The sequence below is a fragment of the Mesorhizobium sp. Root157 genome (assembly GCF_001427385.1).
Classification (GTDB): domain Bacteria; phylum Pseudomonadota; class Alphaproteobacteria; order Rhizobiales; family Rhizobiaceae; genus Mesorhizobium.
Genome location: NZ_LMGJ01000037.1, coordinates 144,107 through 164,530 on the forward strand (window position 1 = coordinate 144,107; position 20,424 = coordinate 164,530).

20 protein-coding genes are annotated in these 20,424 nt (G+C 64.0%); 8 read left to right on the top strand and 12 right to left on the bottom strand.

What is annotated here, in order from left to right:
* Window positions 1-16: 16 nt before the first annotated feature.
* Complete coding sequence (locus ASD64_RS19060) at window positions 17-646, top strand: ABC transporter C-terminal domain-containing protein (RefSeq protein ID WP_056108453.1); 630 nt, start codon at window positions 17-19, stop codon at window positions 644-646.
* A 6-nt stretch (window positions 647-652) separates the two neighbouring features.
* Here ASD64_RS19060 and ASD64_RS19065 read toward each other — a convergent pair whose 3' ends face one another.
* The 5 genes from ASD64_RS19065 to ASD64_RS19085 form a co-directional block, all read right to left on the bottom strand.
* Window positions 653-1,480 carry a dipeptide ABC transporter ATP-binding protein gene (locus tag ASD64_RS19065; RefSeq protein WP_056108456.1) on the bottom strand — a complete coding sequence of 276 codons (828 nt, stop codon included), beginning with the start codon at window positions 1,478-1,480 and terminating at the stop codon, window positions 653-655.
* A gap of 2 nt (window positions 1,481-1,482) precedes the next feature.
* On the bottom strand, window positions 1,483-2,325 hold the full coding sequence (locus ASD64_RS19070; RefSeq protein ID WP_056108459.1) for an ABC transporter ATP-binding protein: 843 nt from the start codon (window positions 2,323-2,325) through the stop codon (window positions 1,483-1,485).
* A gap of 2 nt (window positions 2,326-2,327) precedes the next feature.
* Entirely contained in the window at window positions 2,328-3,236 is a 909-nt protein-coding gene (locus ASD64_RS19075) for an ABC transporter permease subunit (RefSeq protein ID WP_056108462.1), read from the bottom strand.
* 11 nt (window positions 3,237-3,247) lie between these two features.
* Complete coding sequence (locus ASD64_RS19080; RefSeq protein ID WP_056108465.1) at window positions 3,248-4,252, bottom strand: ABC transporter permease subunit; 1,005 nt, start codon at window positions 4,250-4,252, stop codon at window positions 3,248-3,250.
* A gap of 123 nt (window positions 4,253-4,375) precedes the next feature.
* Window positions 4,376-5,971: an ABC transporter substrate-binding protein gene (locus ASD64_RS19085; protein WP_056108467.1), complete on the bottom strand. Its 1,596-nt coding sequence runs from the start codon at window positions 5,969-5,971 to the stop codon at window positions 4,376-4,378.
* Window positions 5,972-6,370: 399 nt separating this feature from the next.
* Here ASD64_RS19085 and ASD64_RS19090 point away from each other — a divergent pair, with 399 nt between their 5' ends.
* From ASD64_RS19090 to ASD64_RS19100, 3 genes are all read left to right on the top strand, one after another.
* Window positions 6,371-8,371, top strand: a complete 2,001-nt coding sequence (locus ASD64_RS19090) for a long-chain-fatty-acid--CoA ligase (RefSeq protein ID WP_056108551.1) — start codon at window positions 6,371-6,373, stop codon at window positions 8,369-8,371.
* Window positions 8,372-8,459: 88 nt separating this feature from the next.
* On the top strand, window positions 8,460-8,951 hold the full coding sequence (locus ASD64_RS19095; RefSeq protein ID WP_056108470.1) for a universal stress protein: 492 nt from the start codon (window positions 8,460-8,462) through the stop codon (window positions 8,949-8,951).
* Between the two features lie 200 nt (window positions 8,952-9,151).
* Window positions 9,152-9,721: a NifU family protein gene (locus ASD64_RS19100; RefSeq protein WP_056108554.1), complete on the top strand. Its 570-nt coding sequence runs from the start codon at window positions 9,152-9,154 to the stop codon at window positions 9,719-9,721.
* Between the two features lie 110 nt (window positions 9,722-9,831).
* Here the strand turns inward: ASD64_RS19100 and ASD64_RS19105 are convergent, their stop codons facing one another.
* Window positions 9,832-10,446: a L,D-transpeptidase gene (locus tag ASD64_RS19105; protein ID WP_056108473.1), complete on the bottom strand. Its 615-nt coding sequence runs from the start codon at window positions 10,444-10,446 to the stop codon at window positions 9,832-9,834.
* 229 nt (window positions 10,447-10,675) lie between these two features.
* Between ASD64_RS19105 and cueR the strand changes: the two genes are divergently transcribed.
* Entirely contained in the window at window positions 10,676-11,077 is a 402-nt protein-coding gene (gene cueR / locus ASD64_RS19110; RefSeq protein ID WP_056108475.1) for a Cu(I)-responsive transcriptional regulator, read from the top strand.
* 68 nt (window positions 11,078-11,145) lie between these two features.
* Window positions 11,146-11,646 carry an MmcB family DNA repair protein gene (locus ASD64_RS19115; RefSeq protein WP_162249093.1) on the top strand — a complete coding sequence of 167 codons (501 nt, stop codon included), beginning with the start codon at window positions 11,146-11,148 and terminating at the stop codon, window positions 11,644-11,646.
* 51 nt (window positions 11,647-11,697) lie between these two features.
* On the opposite strand, the gene ASD64_RS19120 is transcribed toward ASD64_RS19115, so the two are convergent.
* From ASD64_RS19120 to ASD64_RS19145, 6 genes are all read right to left on the bottom strand, one after another.
* Window positions 11,698-12,261, bottom strand: a complete 564-nt coding sequence (locus ASD64_RS19120; RefSeq protein WP_056108481.1) for an ActR/PrrA/RegA family redox response regulator transcription factor — start codon at window positions 12,259-12,261, stop codon at window positions 11,698-11,700.
* A 113-nt stretch (window positions 12,262-12,374) separates the two neighbouring features.
* A complete protein-coding gene (locus tag ASD64_RS19125; protein ID WP_056108484.1) occupies window positions 12,375-13,700 on the bottom strand; it encodes an ActS/PrrB/RegB family redox-sensitive histidine kinase in 1,326 nt (441 codons plus the stop codon).
* A 38-nt stretch (window positions 13,701-13,738) separates the two neighbouring features.
* The gene (gene hisG / locus ASD64_RS19130) at window positions 13,739-14,443 is read right to left on the bottom strand and encodes an ATP phosphoribosyltransferase (RefSeq protein ID WP_056108486.1); all 705 of its coding nucleotides are present in this window, start codon (window positions 14,441-14,443) and stop codon (window positions 13,739-13,741) included.
* Window positions 14,440-15,561 carry an ATP phosphoribosyltransferase regulatory subunit gene (locus tag ASD64_RS19135; protein ID WP_056108490.1) on the bottom strand — a complete coding sequence of 374 codons (1,122 nt, stop codon included), beginning with the start codon at window positions 15,559-15,561 and terminating at the stop codon, window positions 14,440-14,442. Before ASD64_RS19135 ends, hisG begins: the two co-directional genes overlap by 4 nt.
* Entirely contained in the window at window positions 15,558-17,105 is a 1,548-nt protein-coding gene (hisS, locus tag ASD64_RS19140) for a histidine--tRNA ligase (protein ID WP_056108493.1), read from the bottom strand. Before hisS ends, ASD64_RS19135 begins: the two co-directional genes overlap by 4 nt.
* Window positions 17,106-17,261: 156 nt before the next feature.
* Window positions 17,262-17,897, bottom strand: a complete 636-nt coding sequence (locus ASD64_RS19145; protein ID WP_056108496.1) for a DNA-3-methyladenine glycosylase I — start codon at window positions 17,895-17,897, stop codon at window positions 17,262-17,264.
* Between the two features lie 213 nt (window positions 17,898-18,110).
* Here ASD64_RS19145 and ASD64_RS19150 point away from each other — a divergent pair, with 213 nt between their 5' ends.
* Together ASD64_RS19150 and ASD64_RS19155 are read left to right on the top strand one after the other, a co-directional pair.
* The gene (locus ASD64_RS19150) at window positions 18,111-18,869 is read left to right on the top strand and encodes a L,D-transpeptidase (protein WP_056108499.1); all 759 of its coding nucleotides are present in this window, start codon (window positions 18,111-18,113) and stop codon (window positions 18,867-18,869) included.
* Between the two features lie 212 nt (window positions 18,870-19,081).
* Window positions 19,082-19,996, top strand: a complete 915-nt coding sequence (locus tag ASD64_RS19155) for a bifunctional 5,10-methylenetetrahydrofolate dehydrogenase/5,10-methenyltetrahydrofolate cyclohydrolase (RefSeq protein ID WP_056108502.1) — start codon at window positions 19,082-19,084, stop codon at window positions 19,994-19,996.
* Window positions 19,997-20,424: the final 428 nt, after the last annotated feature.

Consider the following 20,424-nt stretch of genomic DNA (forward strand, 5'->3'; position numbering starts at 1 on the left):
CGTATCGGGGGCAGCGGTGGCGGATAACATCTTCGGAAAGGCGAGCGCGCTGATCCTGACCGGCGCCGGCGTGTTGGGAATAAGCTACGGCATCGCCAAATACGTCACCGATTTCGAGGCCGCCAAGGGCGAGATCCAGAACCTGCGCGGCCAGATCGCCCAGTTGCACGAAGTTTTGGCCAAGACCCAGTTCGGCTCCGATCCTGCCCGCATCGACCGTCTCGAAGCGCGTATCGGCGAACTCGAAAAGAAGCTGGAAGCCCGCGAATCCACTGCTGCCCCAGTTGCCCCCGCACCGGCTGCCGCAACCATCAAGGCCCATCTCGATGCCGGCGGTTTCGACGGCACTGCCTCCGACGGCACCGCCCGCTGGCCGTTCCGGGTCACCGATGTCAGGCTGGGTGCCGATTTCCAGTTCGAAGCCGCGATCGAATGGACGACGATGAAATCGCAGCACCTGATCCGCGGCCGCTATTCCGATACCTCCCTGTTCTTCAAGGAGGTCGAGGCCATCAAGGCGGGCAACAACACCGTGATCGGCTGCGAATACACGCTCGCCTCGCAGCGCCCCGATGGCCTGTCCGGCACCTATGAAAAATGCGACGGCAACGCAGCCGGCGGTACCATCGACGTCAAATGGTGGTGAGAGGCTTCAGGCGGCCTGCTTCTTCGCCAGCCTTGCCTTGATGCTGGCCACGTCGGCGCGGGGCGTCGCCGCGAAAAGCGTCCTGGTGTAGCTGTGCTGCGGATCGGAGAACACCGCGTCGCGCGAGCCATATTCCACCGCCTCGCCGAAATACATCACCATCACCTCGTCGGCGATGTAGCGCACCACCGACAAATCGTGGCTGATGAAGACATAGGTAAGCTCGAATTCGTCCTGCAGGTCGGCAAGCAGGTTGAGCACCTGCGCCTGCACCGAAAGGTCGAGCGCCGACACCGGCTCGTCCAGCACCAGAAGGCGGGGGTTCAGCATCAGCGCGCGTGCAATGGCGATGCGCTGGCGCTGGCCGCCCGAGAACATGTGCGGATAGCGGTTGAAATGCTCCGAGCCGAGGCCGACCTTCTTCAGCATTGCATGGGCAAGGTCGCGCCGCTCCTCGGCCGGCTTGTCGGTGTTGATGAGCAAGGGCTCGCCCAGTATGTCGCCGATCTTCTGGCGCGGGTTCAGCGACCCATACGGGTTCTGGAACACGATCTGCATCTTGCGGCGCATTTCCTTCGACGTGCCGTCCTTGGCGATGTCGATCTTCTGCCCGTCGATGTAAAGCTCGCCTGCCGTAGCCGGGTCGATCAGCGTGATGATGCGCGCCAGCGTGGACTTGCCGCAGCCGCTTTCGCCGACGATGGCCAGCGTCTTGCCCTGCTCGACGCGGAACGAAACGCCCTTCACCGCATGAACCGTGCGTGCGGGGCGGAACAGCCCGCCGCTAACCTGGTAGTCGCGCTTGATGTTTTTTCCTTCGACAACGGCACTCATCGTCAGGCTCCAGGCGCAGGTTCGAACAACATGTCGGAGACGGTCGGAAGGCGGTCGCCGGTGGCGTTGTCGGGCAGCGCCGAAAGCAGGGCGCGCGTGTAGTTGCTTTTCGGATTTTCGAACAACGCCAAAACTTCGGCCTCTTCCATCTTGGAACCCTGGTACTGGACGATGACCCGGTCGGCGGTCTCGGCCACCACGCCCATATTGTGGGTGATCATGATCAGCCCCATGCCGTATTCGGCCTGCAGGCTGACCAGCAGGTCGAGAATCTGCTTCTGGATGGTCACGTCGAGCGCCGTGGTAGGCTCGTCGGCGATGAGGAGCTTGGGGTTGCAGGCAATGGCGATGGCGATCATCACCCGCTGGCATTGCCCTCCCGACATCTGGTGCGGGTAGGAGCCGAGCCGTTCCTCCGGCTCGGCGATGCCGACCAGCGACAACAGCTCGATGGCGCGGGCCCGCCGCTTGGCGCGGTCGAGACCCAGGTGGAAGCGCAGCACTTCCTCGATCTGGAAGCCGACGGTGAAGCACGGGTTTAGGCTCGCCACCGGCTCCTGGAAGATCATCGAGATTTCCTTGCCGACGATCTTGCGGCGGTGCGCCGGGTCGAGGCCGAGCAGGTCGATGCCGTCGAAGGCCATGCGGTCGGCCTTGACGGTGGCGGAAGCCGGCAAAAGCCCCATCACCGCCAGCATCGACACGGACTTGCCCGAACCGGATTCGCCGACGATGGCCAGCACTTCGCGCGGCTCGATTGACAGGTCGATGCCCTTGACCGCCATGAACGGGCCGGTCGATGTGTCGAAGGACACCGTAAGGTTCTTGATGTCGAGAAGCGGCATGGTCACGACCTCTTCAGCTTCGGGTCGAGGGCGTCGCGCAGGCCGTCGCCGATCAGGTTGATGGCGAGCACCGTGATCAGGATGGCCACGCCCGGGAAGGTCACCACCCACCAGGCGCGCAAAATGAATTCGCGCGCCTCGGCCAGCATCGTGCCCCATTCGGGCGTCGGCGGCTGGGCGCCCATGCCGAGGAAGCCGAGGGCCGCGGCATCGAGAATGGCGTTGGAGAATGACAGCGTTGCCTGGACGATGAGCGGACCCATGCAATTGGGCAGGATGGTCACGAACATCAGCCGGAACGGGCTGGCGCCGGCCACCCGCGCCGCCGTCACATATTCGCGGTTCTTTTCCGACATCACCGCCGCGCGCGTCAGGCGCACGAAATGCGGCTGCAGGACGAGCGCGATGGCGATCATCGCATTGGTCAGCCCCGGGCCGAGCACGGCGACGAGCACCAGCGCAAGAAGCAGCGACGGGAAGGCCAGGATGATGTCCATGACGCGCATGATCACCGTGTCGACCCAGCCGCGGTAGTAGCCGGCAATGACGCCGACGACGATGCCGCCGGTCAGCGCGATGGTGGTCACGAAGATACCGATGAACAGCGAATAGCGCGTGCCGTAGAGCAGGCGCGAAAGCATGTCGCGGCCCACCGCGTCGGTGCCGAGGAAAAAGGCGGCCCTGCCGCCCGCCTCCCAGAACGGCGGCAAAAGCACGGCGTCGCGGTATTGGGCGCTGGGCGCGTGCGGCGCAAGCATCGGTGCGAGCAGCGCCAGCACGATGGTCAGGATGAACACCCACAGGCCGATGACGGCGCCGCGGTTCTCGGAGAAATAGTACCAGAACTCGGCCAGGCGCGCGCGCCGGGAACTGTCGATGTTGACGGAAGGGGCAATGGTCGTATCGGTCATGGCCTCGCTCCTCAAAGCCGGATGCGCGGGTTGATGAGGCCGTAGAGCAGGTCGACGCCGAGATTGACCAGCATGATGATGCCGGCGATCAGCAGCAGCCCGCCCTGGATGACGGCGTAGTCGCGCCGGAAAACCGAATCGACCATCCATTTGCCGATGCCTGGCCAGGAAAAGATCGTTTCCGTCAGGATGGCGCCGGCCATCAGCACGCCGACCTGCAGCCCGATCGTGGTGATGACGGGGATCATGGCATTGCGCAAGGCGTGGATGCCGATGACCCGCCAGGGCGACAGCCCCTTGGCGCGGGCCGTCCTGACATAATCCTCGCCAAGCACTTCGAGCATGGCCGAGCGCGTCTGGCGCGCGATCACCGCCAGCGGAATGGTGCTCAGCACCACCGAAGGCAGGATCAGGTGGCTGACGGCGGATTTGAAGGCGCCCGCCTGGCCCGAAAGCAGCGAGTCGATCAGCATGAAACCGGTGACCGGCGGGAAGAAATACATCAGCGAGATGCGGCCCGACACCGGCGTCCACTGCAGGATGCCGGCAAACAGGATGATCAAAAGCAGCCCCCACCAGAAGATCGGCATCGAATAGCCGACCAGCGCCGCCCCCATGATCGACTGGTCGAAGAACGAGCCGCGCTTGATCGCCGCGAAAATGCCGGCGGGAATGCCGACAAGAACGGCAATGATGATGGCGCAGAGCGACAGTTCGACGGTTGCCGGGAACAGCGCGAAGAACTGGTCGATGATCGGTTTCTTGGTGACGATCGAGGTGCCGAAATCCCCCGTCAGCACGCCGCCCAGATAATCGAGGTACTGGATCGGCAAGGGGCGATCGAAGCCGAGCGTATGGGAAATCTCGGCATGGCGTTCAGGCGACATCACGCGTTCGCCGGCAAGCAGTGCGACCGGATCTCCGGGCAGAAGCCTGATGAAGGAAAACGCGATGATCGAGACCCCGATGAATGTGGGGATCAGGACGGCTAGCCGCCCCAGCAGGAACCGGAGCATTTCAGACCTTTGATGATTTCGATGGGTGTTCCGCCATGGGCGGCAAGATAGCACAAATACGAGGCAGGGGCGCTTGTTGTGCAAGCGCCCCCGGCCGGTATTGCATCGGTCGAGAGGCCCAAATTACTCGGCCAGGTCGACACCTTCGAAAGCGAAGTCGCCGAGCGGGCTCTGAACGAAGCCCTGGACTTCCTTGCGCATCGGCACGACCGACAGCGAGTGGTCGAGCGTTGCCCACGGGGCTTCGCGCTTGAACACGACCTGCGCCTGTTCGTAGAGCTTGGTGCGCTCGGCCTGGTCGGAAGTCGCCTTCGCGTCCAGAACCAGCTTGTTGAACTCCTCGTTGCACCACTGCGCGCGGTTGTTGCCGCCGACCGCATCGCAGCCGAGCAGGGTGTGGAGGAAGTTGTCCGGATCGCCGTTGTCGCCGGTCCAGCCGAGGATCACCGCGCCGTCGCGGTCCTTGGCCTTCGAGCGCTCGAGATACTCGGCCCATTCATAGGACACCACCTCGACCTTGACGCCGATCTTCTCGAAGTCCGACTGGATCAGTTCGGCGGCGCGGCGCGCGTTCAGCATGTAGGGACGCGAAACCGGCATCGCCCACACCTTCATCGACAGGTCCTTGACGCCGGCGTCCTCGAGCATCTTCTTGGCGGCTTCGGGATCGTACGCGTCGTCCTGGACGGCGTTGTCATACGACCACATCGTCGGCGGGATCGGGTTCTTGGCCGGCGTTGCCGCACCCTGGAACACCGCGTCGACAATGGCCTGCTTGTTGATGGCCATGTTCAGCGCCTTGCGCACCTCGACCTTGTCGAACGGCGCCTGCGTGGTGTTGTAGGCGAGATAGGCGACGTTGAGGCCCTCCTGCTCCATCACCTTGAGGTTCGGATCAGCCTTCATCGCCTCGACGTCGGCCGAGTTCGGATACGGCATCAGGTGGCATTCGCCGGCCTTCAGCTTCTGGTAGCGCACGGCCGCGTCCGTGGTGATGGCGAACACCAGGTCGTCGATCTTCTGCTTGCCGCCCCAATAGTCGGCATTGGCCTTGTAGCGGATGACGGCGTCCTGCTGGTAGCCGACGAACTGGTACGGCCCGGTGCCGAGCGGCATCTGGTTGAGCTGTTCCTTCTTGCCGTCAGCGTCGAGCTTGTCGGCATATTCCTTCGACATGATCGAGATGAAGGGCATCGCCAGGTTGGCAAGGAAGGGGGCTTCCGGCTTGTTGAGCGAAATCTTCACCGTCAGGTCGTCGACTTTCTCGATCGACTTGATCAGTTCAGGCATGCCCATGCCGTTGAAATATTCCCATGAGGCGCCGGCGACGTACTGGTTCCAGGGATTGTCCTTCTTGAGCTGGCGCTCGAAGGAGAAAATGACGTCGTCGGCGTTCAGTTCGCGCGTCGGCGTGAAGAATTCGGTGGTCTGGAACTTGACGCCGGGTCTGATCTTGAAGGTGTATTCAAGGCCGTCGTCCGAGATCGTCCAGCTTTCCGCCAGGCCGGCAACCGGGTTCGTCGTGCCGGGTTCGAACTCGAGCAGGCGATTGTAGACGGTGTGCGCAGCCGCGTCGAAGGTCGTGCCCGCCGTGTAGAGGCCGGGGTCGAAGCCCTCGGGCGATCCCTCGGAGCAATACACGAACGTCTTTGCATTGGCCACGCCGGACATAACTGTTGCGGCGAGCAACGCTGCCGCAAAGGTCAGTTTGATTTTCATTGAGCACTCCCTGATGTTCTTCCAAGCCCCCTAACCAGGCTCGTGAAGCGCGCATATAAGCACCGTTTTTCCGGCTTTGGAACTCCCTGCCTGCCTGCCCTTGCGGAACCGGAACAAAATTCCCCAGATCGTCGATGTCGCGCAACAAAAGGAATGGCAAGATAGGCTGCAGCGACCGGGTATGACCGACGCGATAAGCCGCATCCGATGTCCATCGCCGGCGTCGGGCCGCTGGCGGTCGTTTCGACGCCGGCGTCCGGCGTTTCCGCTACGCCTGCCCTTAGGGCACGGCTTGCAAGGTCCGGAACTGTCGCAATACAGTGCAAGCGTGGCACTCCCGCCGGCTGGCAGCGAGCGGGCCGCGACGCCACCGGTGACGCGAAACCAGGGGAGGCAGTATTGGTCAAGGCAAGCAGGACGGGGCCGGCGAAAGGCAAAGCGGCTCAGCAGAAAAACGACAGCGCGAGCACGGACAAGAAGCCGGCTGCGATCAAGCCCGCGGCCAAGGCTCCGGCAAAAGCTGCCGCGAAGCCCGCGCCGAATGCCGGCGCCGGCAAGCCCACGCCGAAGGCTGCGGCGAAGCCGGCTGCGGCAAGCCGCAAATCATCATCTGCCCAATCTTCATCTGCCAAGCCATCCGCCGCCAGGCCGGCACCCGCGAAACAGGCGCCCAAAAAGCCCGCAGCCGACAAGCCGCTGCCGAAGGCCATCACCCGGCTGGCAGCCGGGTTGCCGCAGAAACCCTGGCTCGCCAGCTACCCGAAGAACATGCCGGCCGAGATCGGCCCGATGCCGTCGGCCTCGATCGGCGATCTCCTAGTCACCGCCTGCAAGGAGTTCGCCGGCAATCCGGCTTTCACCTGCATGGACAAGACGGTGAGCTTTGCCGAACTCGAGCGCCTGTCATCTGCCTTCGCCGCCTATTTGCAATCCACGGGTTTGCGCAAAGGCGCGCGCGTCGCGCTGATGATGCCCAACGTCCTGCAATATCCCGTCGCCATGATGGCCTGCCTGCGCGCCGGCTATGTCGTCGTCAACGTCAACCCACTCTACACGCCGCGCGAGCTTGAACACCAATTGAAGGATTCCGGCGCCGAGGCCATCGTCATCCTGGAGAATTTCGCCGCAACCCTGCAGGCCGCCATCGGCAAGACCCCTGTCAAGCATGTCATCGTTGCCTCGATGGGCGAAATGCTCGGCGGTTTGAAAGGCGCGCTGGTCAACATCGTCGTGCGTCGCGTCAAGAAGCTGGTCCCGGCCTGGTCGCTGCCCGGTCACGTCAAGTTCAATGCTGCGCTGAAGGCCGGCAACGGCCTTGCCTTCACGCCGGTCGAGGTGTCGCCGGACGACATCGCCTTCCTGCAATATACCGGCGGCACCACCGGCGTCTCCAAGGGCGCGACGCTGCTTCACCGCAACGTTCTGGCCAACGTCGCGCAACTGGCGCTGTGGGTGGAGGACGCCTATACGGTCAAGCCGAAGCCGGCTCATCTCACCTATATCTGCGCGCTGCCGCTCTATCACATCTTCGCGCTGACGGTGAACGCGCTGATGGGCATGCAGCAGGGCGCCCACAACATCCTGATCCCCAATCCGCGCGACATTCCGGGCTTCGCCAAGGAACTGCGCAAATATTCCTTCCACATCTTCCCCGGCCTCAACACGCTGTTCAATGCGCTGCTCAACAACGAGGACTTCCGCAAGCTCGACTTCAAGTCGCTGACGCTCAGTCTCGGCGGCGGCATGGCCGTGCAGAAGGGCGTCGCCGACCGCTGGAAGGCGCTGACCGGCAACCACATCACCGAAGGCTACGGCCTGTCCGAAACCTCGCCGGTGGCGACCGCCAACAAGTGCAGTTCGCCGGACTTCACCGGCACCATCGGCCTGCCCATTCCTTCGACCGAGATCGCCATCCGCGACGACGAGGGCGGCAACCTGCCGCTCGGCGAAGTCGGCGAGATCTGCATCAAGGGGCCGCAGGTCATGGCCGGCTACTGGAACCGGCCCGACGAGACCGCCAAGGTGATGACCAGGGACGGCTTCTTCAAGTCGGGCGACATGGGCTTCATGGACGAAGCCGGCTTCACCAAGATCGTCGACCGCAAGAAGGACATGATCCTCGTCTCCGGCTTCAACGTCTATCCGAACGAACTGGAGGAGGTCGTCGCCCAGCATCCCGGCGTGCTTGAGGTCGCCGCCATCGGCGTGCCCGACGAACATTCGGGCGAGGTACCGAAGCTGTTCGTTGTCAGGAAGGACCCCGACCTCACCGTCGAGACGCTTATCGCCTATTGCAAGGTCAATTTGACCGGCTACAAGCGGCCGAAATATATCGAGTTCCGCACCGAATTGCCGAAAACCCCGGTCGGCAAGATCCTGCGGCGGGAACTCAGAGGCTAGGTCAGGACCTGGGAAATCACCGGCTTGTCGCCGGCTGCCGCCGGTGGCAGATTGCGCCGGTTCAACGCCACGAGTCGTACAGCGCACCATGGTTTCCAAACGTCTCAGCCGCGAAGCGGGTCACCGCCGCAAGTTCCTGGCCGTCATCGACGACACGCCCGAATGCGAACGGGCCGTGTTCTACGCCTCGATGCGCATGAAGGTCACCAACGGCGTGCTGGTGCTGCTCTACGTCATCGAGCCCGACGACTTCCAGCACTGGCTGGGCGTGGAAAAGATCATGCGCGAGGAGGCGGCCGCCACCGCGAATGCAGCCCTCGACGGCTACGCCAGCAAGGTGCGCCAGAAATTCGGCATCGAGCCGGAACTGGTGGTGCGCGAAGGCAAGAAGGTGGAGGAAATCCACAAGCTGATCGAGGAGGACCAGGACATTTCGATCCTCGTTCTGGCCGCCGGGTCGGGAAAGGAAGGCCCCGGTCCGCTGGTGGCATCCGTCGTCGGCAAGGGCGCGGCGTTCCCCATCCCCGTCACCGTCATTCCGCAGATCCTGTCGGACGAGGACATCGAAAGCCTCGCATAGGATGCGGTTACCGTCCGCCGGGATCGCCGGCGCAAACCTCTTTCCCTTTTGCCGGGCAGGCCCTAGAACACGCCAGCCAGCCAGCGCCAGTTTTCGCAGCCAGCTCTTTCCCATCCGCCTTATCGCTTGAATAAGCCAGGCGGGAGGTCTATTTAGAATTATTCCAATCTGAACGGCCGCATGCGGCCATGGAGACGGCCATGTTCATCCAGACCGAGGCGACCCCCAATCCGGCGACCTTGAAGTTCCTGCCGGGCAAGGAAGTGCTGCGTGAAGGCACCGCCGATTTCCGCGATGCCGACAGCGCTCGCGAAGCTTCGCCGCTGGCCGGACGCCTGTTCGACATTCCGGGCGTCACCGGCGTGTTCTTCGGCTACGATTTCATCACCGTGACCAAGGATGGTCCCGAGTGGCAGCATCTCAAGCCGGCCATCCTCGGCACGATCATGGAACACTTCATGTCCAGTCAGCCGGTCATGAGCAGTTCGGCGCCGGCAGCCGAAACCAGCGAGACGGAAGAGTTCTACGACAAGGCCGACGAGGAACTCGTCTTGACCATCAAGGAACTGCTCGACACCCGCGTGCGCCCGGCCGTTGCCCAGGACGGCGGCGACATCACCTTCCGCGGCTTCGAGAACGGCACCGTCTTCTTGCACATGAAGGGGTCGTGCGCCGGCTGCCCGTCTTCCACCGCGACGCTGAAGCACGGCATCCAGAACCTGCTCAGGCACTTCGTGCCGGAAGTCCAGCAGGTCGAGCAGGTTTCCTGACGAGGCGCCACGCCCAGCCTCCTCGATAGCGCAACAAAAAACCGGGCTGCAAGGCCCGGTTTCCTGTTTGGGACGTCCGTGTTGCCTGGACGGTCCGCATGCAATGCTTGTTACATCACGATGACCTTGGCGCCGTTGTCGACGCGGTTGTAGAGGTCGATGATGTCCTGGTTCATCAGCCGGATGCAGCCCGACGACATCGCCTTGCCGATGGAGTTCCACTCCGGCGTGCCGTGCAGCCGGTAGCCTGAATCGCCACCCTTGTTGAAAAGATAAAGCGCACGGGCACCGAGCGGGTTCTTCAGCCCCGGCTCCATGCCGCCGGCATATTTGGCCAGTTCGGGCTGGCGCTTGATCATGGCGGCGGGCGGCGTCCAGGTCGGCCATTCGCGCTTGATGGCGATGCGGGCCGTCCCGCGCCATTCGAAGCCTTCGCGGCCGACGCCGATGCCGTAGCGCATCGCCTTGCCGTCAGCCATGACGAGGTAGAGGAACTTCTTGCTGGTGTCGACGACGACGGTGCCGGGCTTTTCCTTGGTGTCGTAGTTGACGATCTGCCGATGGTATTCCCGCTTGACCTTCTCGATCGGGATGCGCGGCAGCGTATAGCCGGCGTCCGTCACCGAACCGTAATTGCTGGAGAAGATCGGCATCGAGCCGATGGTGCTGCAACCGCTGAGTGCGGTCGCCAGCGCCGCGGCAAGAAGGAAAGCTTTCACCCGCATGTAAAACCGTTGCCCCCGCCCGAAACTATCTGGCCGAATCGGCCTCGATTTCTGCGGCATATTCTTGCTGGCTATTTTTTTGCTTGCCAAGCAGGCGCTGCTTATATGGTAGGCATCGCCGCCGCGTAAGTTGCAGACTGCGGCATTTGCGCAACAGGCTTCACGATAATGTGAAGCAAAATCAATGACCGCAATTTCGCAAGCGGCAAGGCAGTTGGAGGTTTGTCGAATGAATGTCGGTGATGCCGCCCGCCGCGCCGGGCTCCCCGCCAAGACCATCCGCTACTATGAGGAGATCGGCCTGATCGCCCCGCAGCGCGCCGGCAACGGCTACCGCGCCTATTCCGGCGACGACGTCCATCGTCTGGCGTTCCTCAAGCGCGCCCGCGACCTCGGCTTTTCCATCGAAGTCTGCCGGCAGTTGATGGCGCTCTACCAGGATCGTTCGCGCGCCAGCGCCGATGTCCGCCAGATCGCCTCCGATCATGTCCGGGCGATCGAGGACAAGATCCGCGAACTGCAATCGATGCGCGCCACCTTGCAGAAGCTCGTCCACGCCTGCCACGGCGATGAGCGCCCCGACTGCCCGATCCTCGAGGAAATGGCGGGGGAGAGCGCCGCCGCACAATAATTGCAGCCGTTTCGGATTTTCCAGACGCCGGGTTCAAAACGTGAACAAACTCTGGCATGGTGCGTGTCATGCCGATCGTTTCCCCACTTGCCCACAACCCTCTCGCTGACGGCCGCCAGTCGGAGCGCGCGCTTCTGGTCCGGCGCGGCGTCCAGCGCCTGCTCACCAATCTCGGCGCGCATGTGCTGCCGGAGCTTTCGCTGGCCACCGGCCGCCGCGCCGATCTGGTCGCGCTGACGCGGCAGGGCGACATCTGGATCATCGAGATCAAGTCGTCGATCGAGGATTTCCGCGTCGACCGCAAATGGCCGGACTATCGGCTGCATTGCGACCGCTTCTTCTTCGCCACCCACCCCGGCGTGCCGGCGGATATTTTTCCGCAGGAATGCGGTTTCATTTTCTCGGACGGCTATGGCGCGGAGATCATGCGAGAAGCGCCGGAGCATCGCATGGCGGCACCAACCCGCAAGGCGTTGATGCTGCGCATCGCCCGCGCCGGTGCTGCCCGCCTTCTGGCGGCGGAACTTGCCGGCGTGGCGGTGCCGGCGCTTGAGGGCGAGAGCGAATAGGGAAATCCTAGTCGCTACTCGCTACTCGCTACTCGCTACTCGCTTAGTTCGCTACCTTGGCGCGCGCTTGGCCAGGATGCGCTGCAAGGTGCGCCGATGCATGTTGAGCCGGCGCGCGGTTTCCGAGACGTTGCGCTCGCACATCTCGTAGACGCGCTGGATATGTTCCCAGCGCACGCGGTCGGCCGACATCGGGTTTTCCGGCGGTGCGGCGCGTTCGCCGGACGTGCGGGTCAGTGCTGCGAACACGTCGTCGGCGTCCGCCGGCTTGGACAGATAGTCGATGGCGCCGAGCTTCACCGCGGTCACGGCGGTGGCGATATTGCCATAGCCGGTCAGGATGACGGTGCGCGCATCCTCGCGCTTTTCGCGGATGGCGGCGACCACGTCGAGGCCGTTGCCGTCGCCGAGCCGCATGTCGACCACCGCATAGGCCGGCGGGTTGGCGCGGGCCTTGCCCACCGCTTCCTCGACGCTATCGGCGGTATCGACGACAAAGCCGCGCGTTTCCATGGCGCGCGCCAGCCGGGTGAGGAATGGCTTGTCGTCGTCGACGATCAGCAGTGAAGTGTCGTCGCCCGTTACCATGCTGCCAGTGACTTCTTCGCCGGTCATGATCTGTCAGTTCCCAATCCGTTGTCGTGCAAGAAACCGTTGTCGTGCAAGAAAATAACTTTCACGCGCAAATACAGGTGTTGAGCGCCGCTGTCCAACTCCGGACCCTGACTCTACACCGTGGCGAACGACGTGCCAGCCACATTGTCGGCGTAGACGAACATGCTGCGCGGCCATTTCACCTGCACCACGGCGCCTTCGCCGGGGCCGCTGGAATTGCGGAAGACGATGCTGGCCCCCGAGCGTTCCAGCAGCGTCTTGGCGATGAAAAGGCCAAGCCCGAGCCCGCCGCCCGGCTCGGCCCCCTGGCGCGTCGACATGTAGGGTTCGCCGATGCGGTCGATGACTTCCACCGGGAAGCCCGGGCCGTCATCGGTGATGGCGAGAAGGATCGAGGCATCGTCCCAGTTCCAGCTCACGCTGACGCTGGTATGGGCGAAATCGACGGCGTTTTCGACCAGGTTGCCGAGACCGTAGATGACGCCCGGATTGCGCCGCCCGACCGGCTCCGGCCCGATACGCTCGCCCGGCTTGAGCTTGATCGAAATGCCGAAATCGCGATGCGGCGCGATCACCTCCTCGACCAGCGATGTCAAGGGCAGGCGCGCAAGCTGCGGCTCGCCCTCCGAAGACAGGCTGGTCAGCCGCTTGAGGATTTCGCGGCAACGCTCGCTTTGCGTGCGCAGCAAGGTGACGTCGTCATGGTGCTTCGGGTCCTTGCCGAGCACCTTTTCCATTTCCTTGGCCACCAGCGTGATGGTGGCCAGCGGCGTGCCAAGCTCGTGCGCCGCCGCCGCCGCCAGCCCGTCCAGCGCCGAAAGATGCTGCTCGCGTTGCAGCACCAGTTCGGTCGCGGCCAATGCATTGGCAAGAAGCCGCGCTTCCTCGGCCACGCGGAAGGCATAGATGGCGGTAAAGGCGATCGACGACAAAAGCGCCATCCACATGCCGGCAACGTAGACGAACGGCATCACCAGCGGCGCGTTTTCGATCCATGGCAGCGGGCGGTGGAAGAAGGCCAGCAGCGTCGCGGCAGCCATCACCAGGACGCCCAGCACCGCGGTGAGCCTGAGCGGCAGCGACGTTGCCGAAATGACGACCGGCACCGTCATCAAAAGTGAGAACGGGTTGGTCAGGCCGCCCGTCATGTAGAGCAGGCCGGCAAGTTGCAGGCTGTCGAAGGCAAGGATGCCCAGGGCGGCCAGCGGGCTTAGCCGGTGCGCCGCCGGATAGCGGAAGGCCAGCCAAAGGTTCATCCAGGCCGACCCGGCGATCAGCGCGAAGCACATGCCGACCGGCAACGGGTATTGCAGCCAGTAGGCGACGACGAGAACCGCGGTGCTTTGGCCGAAAATGGCCAGCCAGCGCAAGCGGATCAGCGTGTTGAGGCGCAGCCGGTTGCTCTGCTGCAGGTCGGGCGAGCTAAGCGAATTGATCATTGCCGAGGATTTACAGCGGGTTTCGGTGGAACGCCAGTCTAACCGCCGGTTGCCGTGCGCACCTTGGCCGCGATTTCGGCGACAAGCGCTTCGGCCTTCGCGCCGCGCTCCTTGCGCGAGGCCACCAGGCAAGCCTGCGAGCGCAGCACCACGCCGTCGGCAAGCACCTTCAGCCGATTGGCGCGCAGCGTCGATCCGGTCGAGGTGATGTCGACGATGACGTCGGCCGACCCGGCGGCGGGCGCGCCTTCGGTGGCGCCAAGGCTTTCCACGATGCGGTAGACCTGGATGCCGTGCTTGCCGGAAAAGAATTGCTGGGTGAGGCGCCAGTATTTGGTCGCGATACGCAGGCGCCGGCCGTGACGGTGACGGAAATCGGCGGCGACATCGTCAAGGTCGGCCATGCTGTCGACGTCCAGCCAGACGTCGGGCACCGCGACCACGACGTCGGCATGGCCGAAGCCGAGGCGAGCCACGATTTCGGCGCGCTGCTCCCAGTCGGTCAGGGTTTCGCGCACCAGGTCCTCGCCGGTGACGCCGAGATCGACCGCGCCCTGGCCGATTTCGCCGGCAATCTCGGAAGCCGACAGGAAGGCCACCTCGATGTCTTCGCGGCCTTCGACATGGGCGTGGTACTTGCGCTCGTCGCTGGGCAGGCTCACAGCAAGCCCGGCCTTGGCCAGCACGTCCAGCGTCTGTTCCTTCAGGCGGCCCTTGGAAGGCAGGGCGACGGTAATGCTCATGAAAGGGCCTCCCGCAGCGCTTCGATCCGGTCTAGCCAGACCGAGAAGCCGACGCCGGGGATCGGCGTCTTGGCGCCGAGCAGCGTCAGCAGCCGGTCATAGCGGCCGCCACCGGCCAGCACCCGTGGAGAATTGCCGGTCGCCGCGATCTCGAACACGAGACCGGTGTAGTAGTCGAGCGGACGGCCGAAGGCGGCATCGTAGCGAACCGTGTCGGCACCCAGTCCGTGCGCGGCGATCGCATCGGCGCGGGCGGCGAATTTTTCCAGCGCCTCGCCGAGCGACAGGTGGGCGTCCGCAGCGAATTTTTCCAGCGCGGACGCCGCTCCGGCCAACGGCGCGTCGATGGCGAGGAAGCTTTTCAGCGCGGCAAACGCGTCGTCCGACAGGCGCACGCTGCGCAACTGCACCTTTTCGATCAGCCGGCGTGCGATGTCGGCGGGCGTGCGGCCAGCCGACGCCGACAGGCCCGCTTGCTCCATTTCGGTTGCGATATGGGTGGCAAGCCCCTCGCCATCGCCATCGGCGGCGAGCAGCGCAACGGCACCGTCGAGCTGGCCGTTGCGCGGCGGATTGGCAAGGTCGGCAAGGGCTGTTTCCAGCATCGCATCCGAGCCGAAGGCGCGCGCCAGCCGCATGCGCCAGCCGCGTGGCAGGCCAAGCGCCGCCAGCACCGCCTCGAACACCGCCTGGTCGCCGAGCGTGACGGTCAGCGCCCGGCCGGGCAACGCCAGCGAGATCAGCGCATGCGCGTCCGCTACCGAACGGGCGTCGGCGCGCGCCGTATCGCGGTCGCCGAGGTCCTCGATACCGGCCTGGAAGAATTCGTTGGCGCCTTCGCGGCGCTGACGGAACACTTCGCCCAGATAGGCATAGCGGCGCGGTGTGCCGGCCTGCGAGGCGATGTGGTCGAGGCACACCGGAATGGTGAATTCCGGGCGCAGGCAAAGCGTGTGGCCGGTCTCGCTTTCGGTGAGGAAAATGCGGCGGCGCAAATCCTCGCCGGCCATGTCGAGAAACGGATCGGCCGGCTGCAGCACCGGCACGTCGACCGGCAGCGCCCCGCGCTCGGCAAACAGCTTGGCGATGTCGATGGCGATGGCTGGGCGCGAGGTCATGACGTGCGCTTGCGGTCCTCGGCCTGCGCGTCGAGCACCTTGCGGACTTCCGCCACCAGATCGGCCTCGGCGACCGTCACCTGCCCCGGCCGCGCCTCCTTGTAGTCGGCATGGTCGGCAATCGCCTTCGCCTGCCGCGCGCCTTCGATCAGATCCTTGATCTGCACCTCGCCCTTGGCGCGCTCGTCGCCGCCCTGGATAATCGCCACCGGACAGCCGCGGCGGTCGGCATATTTGAGCTGCGCCTTCATGCCGGCGCCGCCGAGATACATTTCGGAGCGGATACCGGCCTTGCGCAACTCCGCCACCATCTTCTGGTAGCGGCCAAGGCTTTCCGTGTCCTTGTCCATGACCAGAACCACCACCGGCTGGATCACGTCGGACGTGTCGAGCTTGCCGAGGTTCTTCAGCGCCGTCATCAGGCGCGAGACGCCGATGGAAAAGCCTGTCGCCGGCACCGGCTCGCCGCGAAAGCGCGACACCAGCCCGTCATAGCGCCCGCCGCCGCCGACCGAGCCGAAGCGCACGATTTTTCCATCCTCGTTAGGAATCTCGGCCAGCAGTTCGGCCTCGTAGACCGGGCCGGTGTAATATTCGAGGCCACGCACGACGGAGGGGTCGATGCGGATGCGGTCAGGACCATAGCCCGCGGAGCGCACCAGTCTTCTGATCTGATCAAGCTCGTCCAATGCAATGTCAACGAGTTCAGGCAAATTACGCAGCGGAACCCACATTCGAAAGTACCGCTTGTATGCAGCGACGGAAAACGGTTTCGACCATGGATAGTCAAGCAGTCGCTTTATGCCCCCGACTATTGCAATCTGCTGCTCGTCGAGACCTGCACCCTTCGTGAAATCGCCTTCGCCTTCCTTGCCACCGTCCCATCTGCCGGCACCCAGCAAGAGACGGACACCCTCAACACCCAGCTTGTCCAGCTTGTCGATGGCGCGCAGCACGGTCAGCCGCCGTCCGGCATTTTCGTCGCCGCCAAGGCCGATCGCCTCGAGCACACCGTCCAGCACCTTGCGGTTGTTCACGCGGATGACGTAGTCGCCGCGCTTGATGCCCAGCGCTTCCATCACGTCGGCCATCATCATCGCCATTTCGGCGTCCGCCGCGACACCCGGCGTGCCGACCGTATCGGCGTCGAACTGCATGAACTGGCGAAAGCGTCCCGGCCCCGGCTTCTCGTTGCGGAACACCCAGCCGGAGCGATAGCTGCGGAACGGCTTCGGCAGCCGCTCGTAGTTCTCCGCCACGAAGCGGGCCATCGGCGCGGTCAGATCGTAGCGCAGGGACAGCCATTGCTCGTCGTCGTCCTGGAAGGAGAACACGCCCTCGTTCGGCCGGTCCTGGTCGGGCAGGAATTTGCCCAGCGCATCGGTGTATTCGATCAGCGGCTGGTCGGCCGGCTCGAAGCCGTAAAGCTCGTAGACTTCGCGGATCTTGGCCGTCATCTTTTCGACGGCGCGGATGTCTTCCGCGCTGCGGTCAGCAAGCCCGCGCGGCAGCCGCGCTTTCATCTTTTCCGATCGTTCGGCCATGGATTGGGTACTCGGCGGTTCAGGACATGGCGCGGCGGTAAAATTACCGGCTCCGCGACGCGGCTGTCCTAACCGATGCCGCCCAATGCGGCAAGGGTTTGGGCGGCAAGGGTTTGGGCGGCGAGGATCGCACGCCTTGCCTTTGCCCGTAAGCCGTCAGCCGGGCCGCTTGAAGCGCTGGCGCTCGGCCTCCACCTCGGCCCGGCACGCGCAGCCTTCGAGATGGTCGTTGACCAATCCCATCGCCTGCATGAAGGCATAGACGGTGGTCGGGCCGACGAAGCTCCAGCCGCGCTTCTTCAATTCCTTGGAAATGCGCACCGAGACGGCGGTGGTCGGGTTGGCTCTCAGATGGGCGAGGTCGACCACTTCCGGCCGTTCCAGGGGTCCGGGTTCGAATTTCCAGAACCAGGCGGCAAGCGAGCCTGCCTCGTCGGCCATTTCGCGGGCGCGCTTGGCGTTGTTGATGGTGGAAACGATCTTGCCGCGATGGCGGATGATGCCGGCATTGCCGACCAGCCGCTCGACATCGCTGTCGCCGAAGCGCGCGACGCGGTCGATGTCGAAACCGGCAAAGGCTTCGCGGAAATTGTCGCGCTTCCTCAAAATGGTCAGCCACGACAGGCCCGACTGGAAGCCTTCCAGGCAGATCTTTTCGAACAGCCTGGTGTCGTTGGCCACCGGCCGGCCCCATTCATGGTCGTGATAGTGCAGATAGTCCGGCAGATTGCCGTGCCAGAAGCACCGCTCGACGCCGTCCGGGCCGGTGATCAAGCCTGTCGTCTGGTCCATGGAATGTGCCCGTTAACCTGTTTCGCGTCGCCTTTTACCGGCGCTTTACCAGATTCCTGAACGCGCCGATAACCATACCAAAAGCTTTACTGACAAAACCGCATTTTATGCATTCCGATTCACGTTTCGGTTGCAGCTCGCAGCCAACATCGCGCCATGGCCGGATCGGGTGTTTCCGCCCGGCCAAGCCGATCGAGTTGAGAGCACACCCTGATGAAACGACTTTTCGCCTCCCTGTTCGGCGCCGCGAGCGCCCTGGCCCTGGCGGTATCGCCATCCCTGGCCAGCGACCGTTACGCCGAGCGCCCGCCGGTCATGGTCAGTCCCGATCTGTCCGCGCCCTGGGTCATGCAGCTTGGCCAGCAGCCAGGCGCGATCCGCCCGCTGAAGCGTACGCCGAAAATCCGGCAGAAGCGCGCTGTCCAGGCGCCGGCGCATGTCCAGGTTCAACCGGACAGGCAACTCCGCACCGCCGCCGTGCCCAAGCCGCAGAAGCGCGCCGTGCGCCGTGAGATCAACCCGATCTACCTGCCGCAGCAGGTCGCCTATGACGGGCCGCAAAAGCCCGGCACCATCGTCATCGATACGCGCGACAACTTCCTTTATCTCGTCGAGAAGAACGGCAAGGCGCGGCGCTACGGCGTCGGCACCGGCAAGCCGGGCTTCGAATGGGCCGGCACCCACAAGGTGTCGCAAAAACGCGAATGGCCGGACTGGTATCCGCCCGCCGAGATGATATCGCGCGAAAAGGCCAAGGGCCGCTATCTTCCGACCCATCTTGCCGGCGGTATCGAAAACCCGCTCGGCGCCCGCGCGCTCTATCTCGGTTCGACGCTCTATCGCATCCACGGCACCAACCAGCCCTGGACCATCGGCGGGGCCGTCTCGTCGGGTTGCATCCGCATGCGCAACGAAGATGTCGTTGACCTCTATGAACGCGTACCGGTTGGCACAACGGTCGTCGTGATGTAGAACGCTCCGCAACAACGGGGGACGGGTCGTGTGGGGACATGACCGGTCGCAGGAAGGGCAGTCGGCAACGCCGCGCTGCCCTTTTTGTTTCCCTCCCGACGACCACGTTCGGCCATGGCCGCAAATACCGCCGCAAGCCGCTTTCACGTTGCTCTCGGCGGAATTGTCGGCTATCTCCGTATGCAAACCATTTTCCACACAGGAAACACCAAATGTCCGTCTCCGATGATACGCGCTACCTGAAGGGCGGCCCGGTCGCCCAGCGCATCATTGCCTCGGTGCGCGAGCAGGCCGAGGCCGCCGCAGCCGACGGCTTTCCGCCCAAGCTGGTGTCGATCACCGTCGGCGATGTCGCCGCGGTCGGCGTCTACGTGCGCAACCAGCGCGCCAAGGCAGAGTTGGCGGGTATCGACTTCGAGGAGAGAAATTTCCCCGCCGACCTCACCGCCGCCGAACTGGAAGCCGCGATCCACGGCATGAACGCCGATCCGCGCGTCACCGGCATCATCATCCAGCGGCCGGTGCCCGCCCATATCCCCATCAAGGCGTTGCAGGCGGCGATCCATCCGCTCAAGGATGTCGAGGGCATGCACCCGGCCTCGATCGGCAACATCGTCTACAACGAACTCGATCTTGCGCCGTGCACGGCCGCCGCCTCGGTCGAACTGCTGAAGGAAACCGGCCTCGACCTCAAGGGGCTCGAAGTGGTGATCGTCGGCCATTCCGAGATCGTCGGCAAGCCGATCGCCTTCCTGCTGATGAGCGAAGGCGCCACCGTCACCGTCTGCCACCACATGACGCGCTCGGTCGCAGCCCACGCGCGCCGAGCCGACGCGCTGTTCGTCGCCGTCGGCAAGCCGCGGCTGATCAAGGCCGACATGGTCAAGCCCGGTGCCGCCGTCATCGATATCGGCATCAACGCCGAGATCGGCCCGGACGGCAAAAGCCGCATTGTCGGCGATGTCGATACCGAGAGCGTCAGGCAAGTGGCATCATGGATCACGCCGGTTCCAGGCGGTGTCGGCCCCATTACGGTGGCGATCCTGCTGCGCAACACCATGGTAGCCTTGAACCGCCAGCGCGCGCGCTACCAGTCGACCTACGCCACCGAGATTGCGGCGGAGTAAGCAGACTTGAAACTGCGTCGTGCTGGAAGCTTGAGCGCTCTCTGAGCAGTGTGGCTCGGGTAACCGGAGCGGGGCGGCAAACGTAAAACAGCGTAATGCGGCCAAGGGAGCGCAACCTCTCCGCTTTGTCATCCCGGAATTCTCTTTCGAGCGGAGCGGGAAAGGACTGTCCGGGATCTCCGTGACGGTGCGGTGGCCTGTCAACGATGCCGACCGGGCGACAATGCACAAAAGAGGATCGATCCGTCCACCTGCCGCCCCACCATCCGGTCAACCCGTTGTTCCCATTAACTTTCCGCAAAAACCTCTCACCGTCCTTGTCCACGCCCTCTCAACCTCTTCCATAATCCGTGCCATCGCTTCTGCGGGAAACTCGGTGCGCACCGGGTATCGAGGGGAAGCGTCGGTGCCGGATTGGTCGCATGACG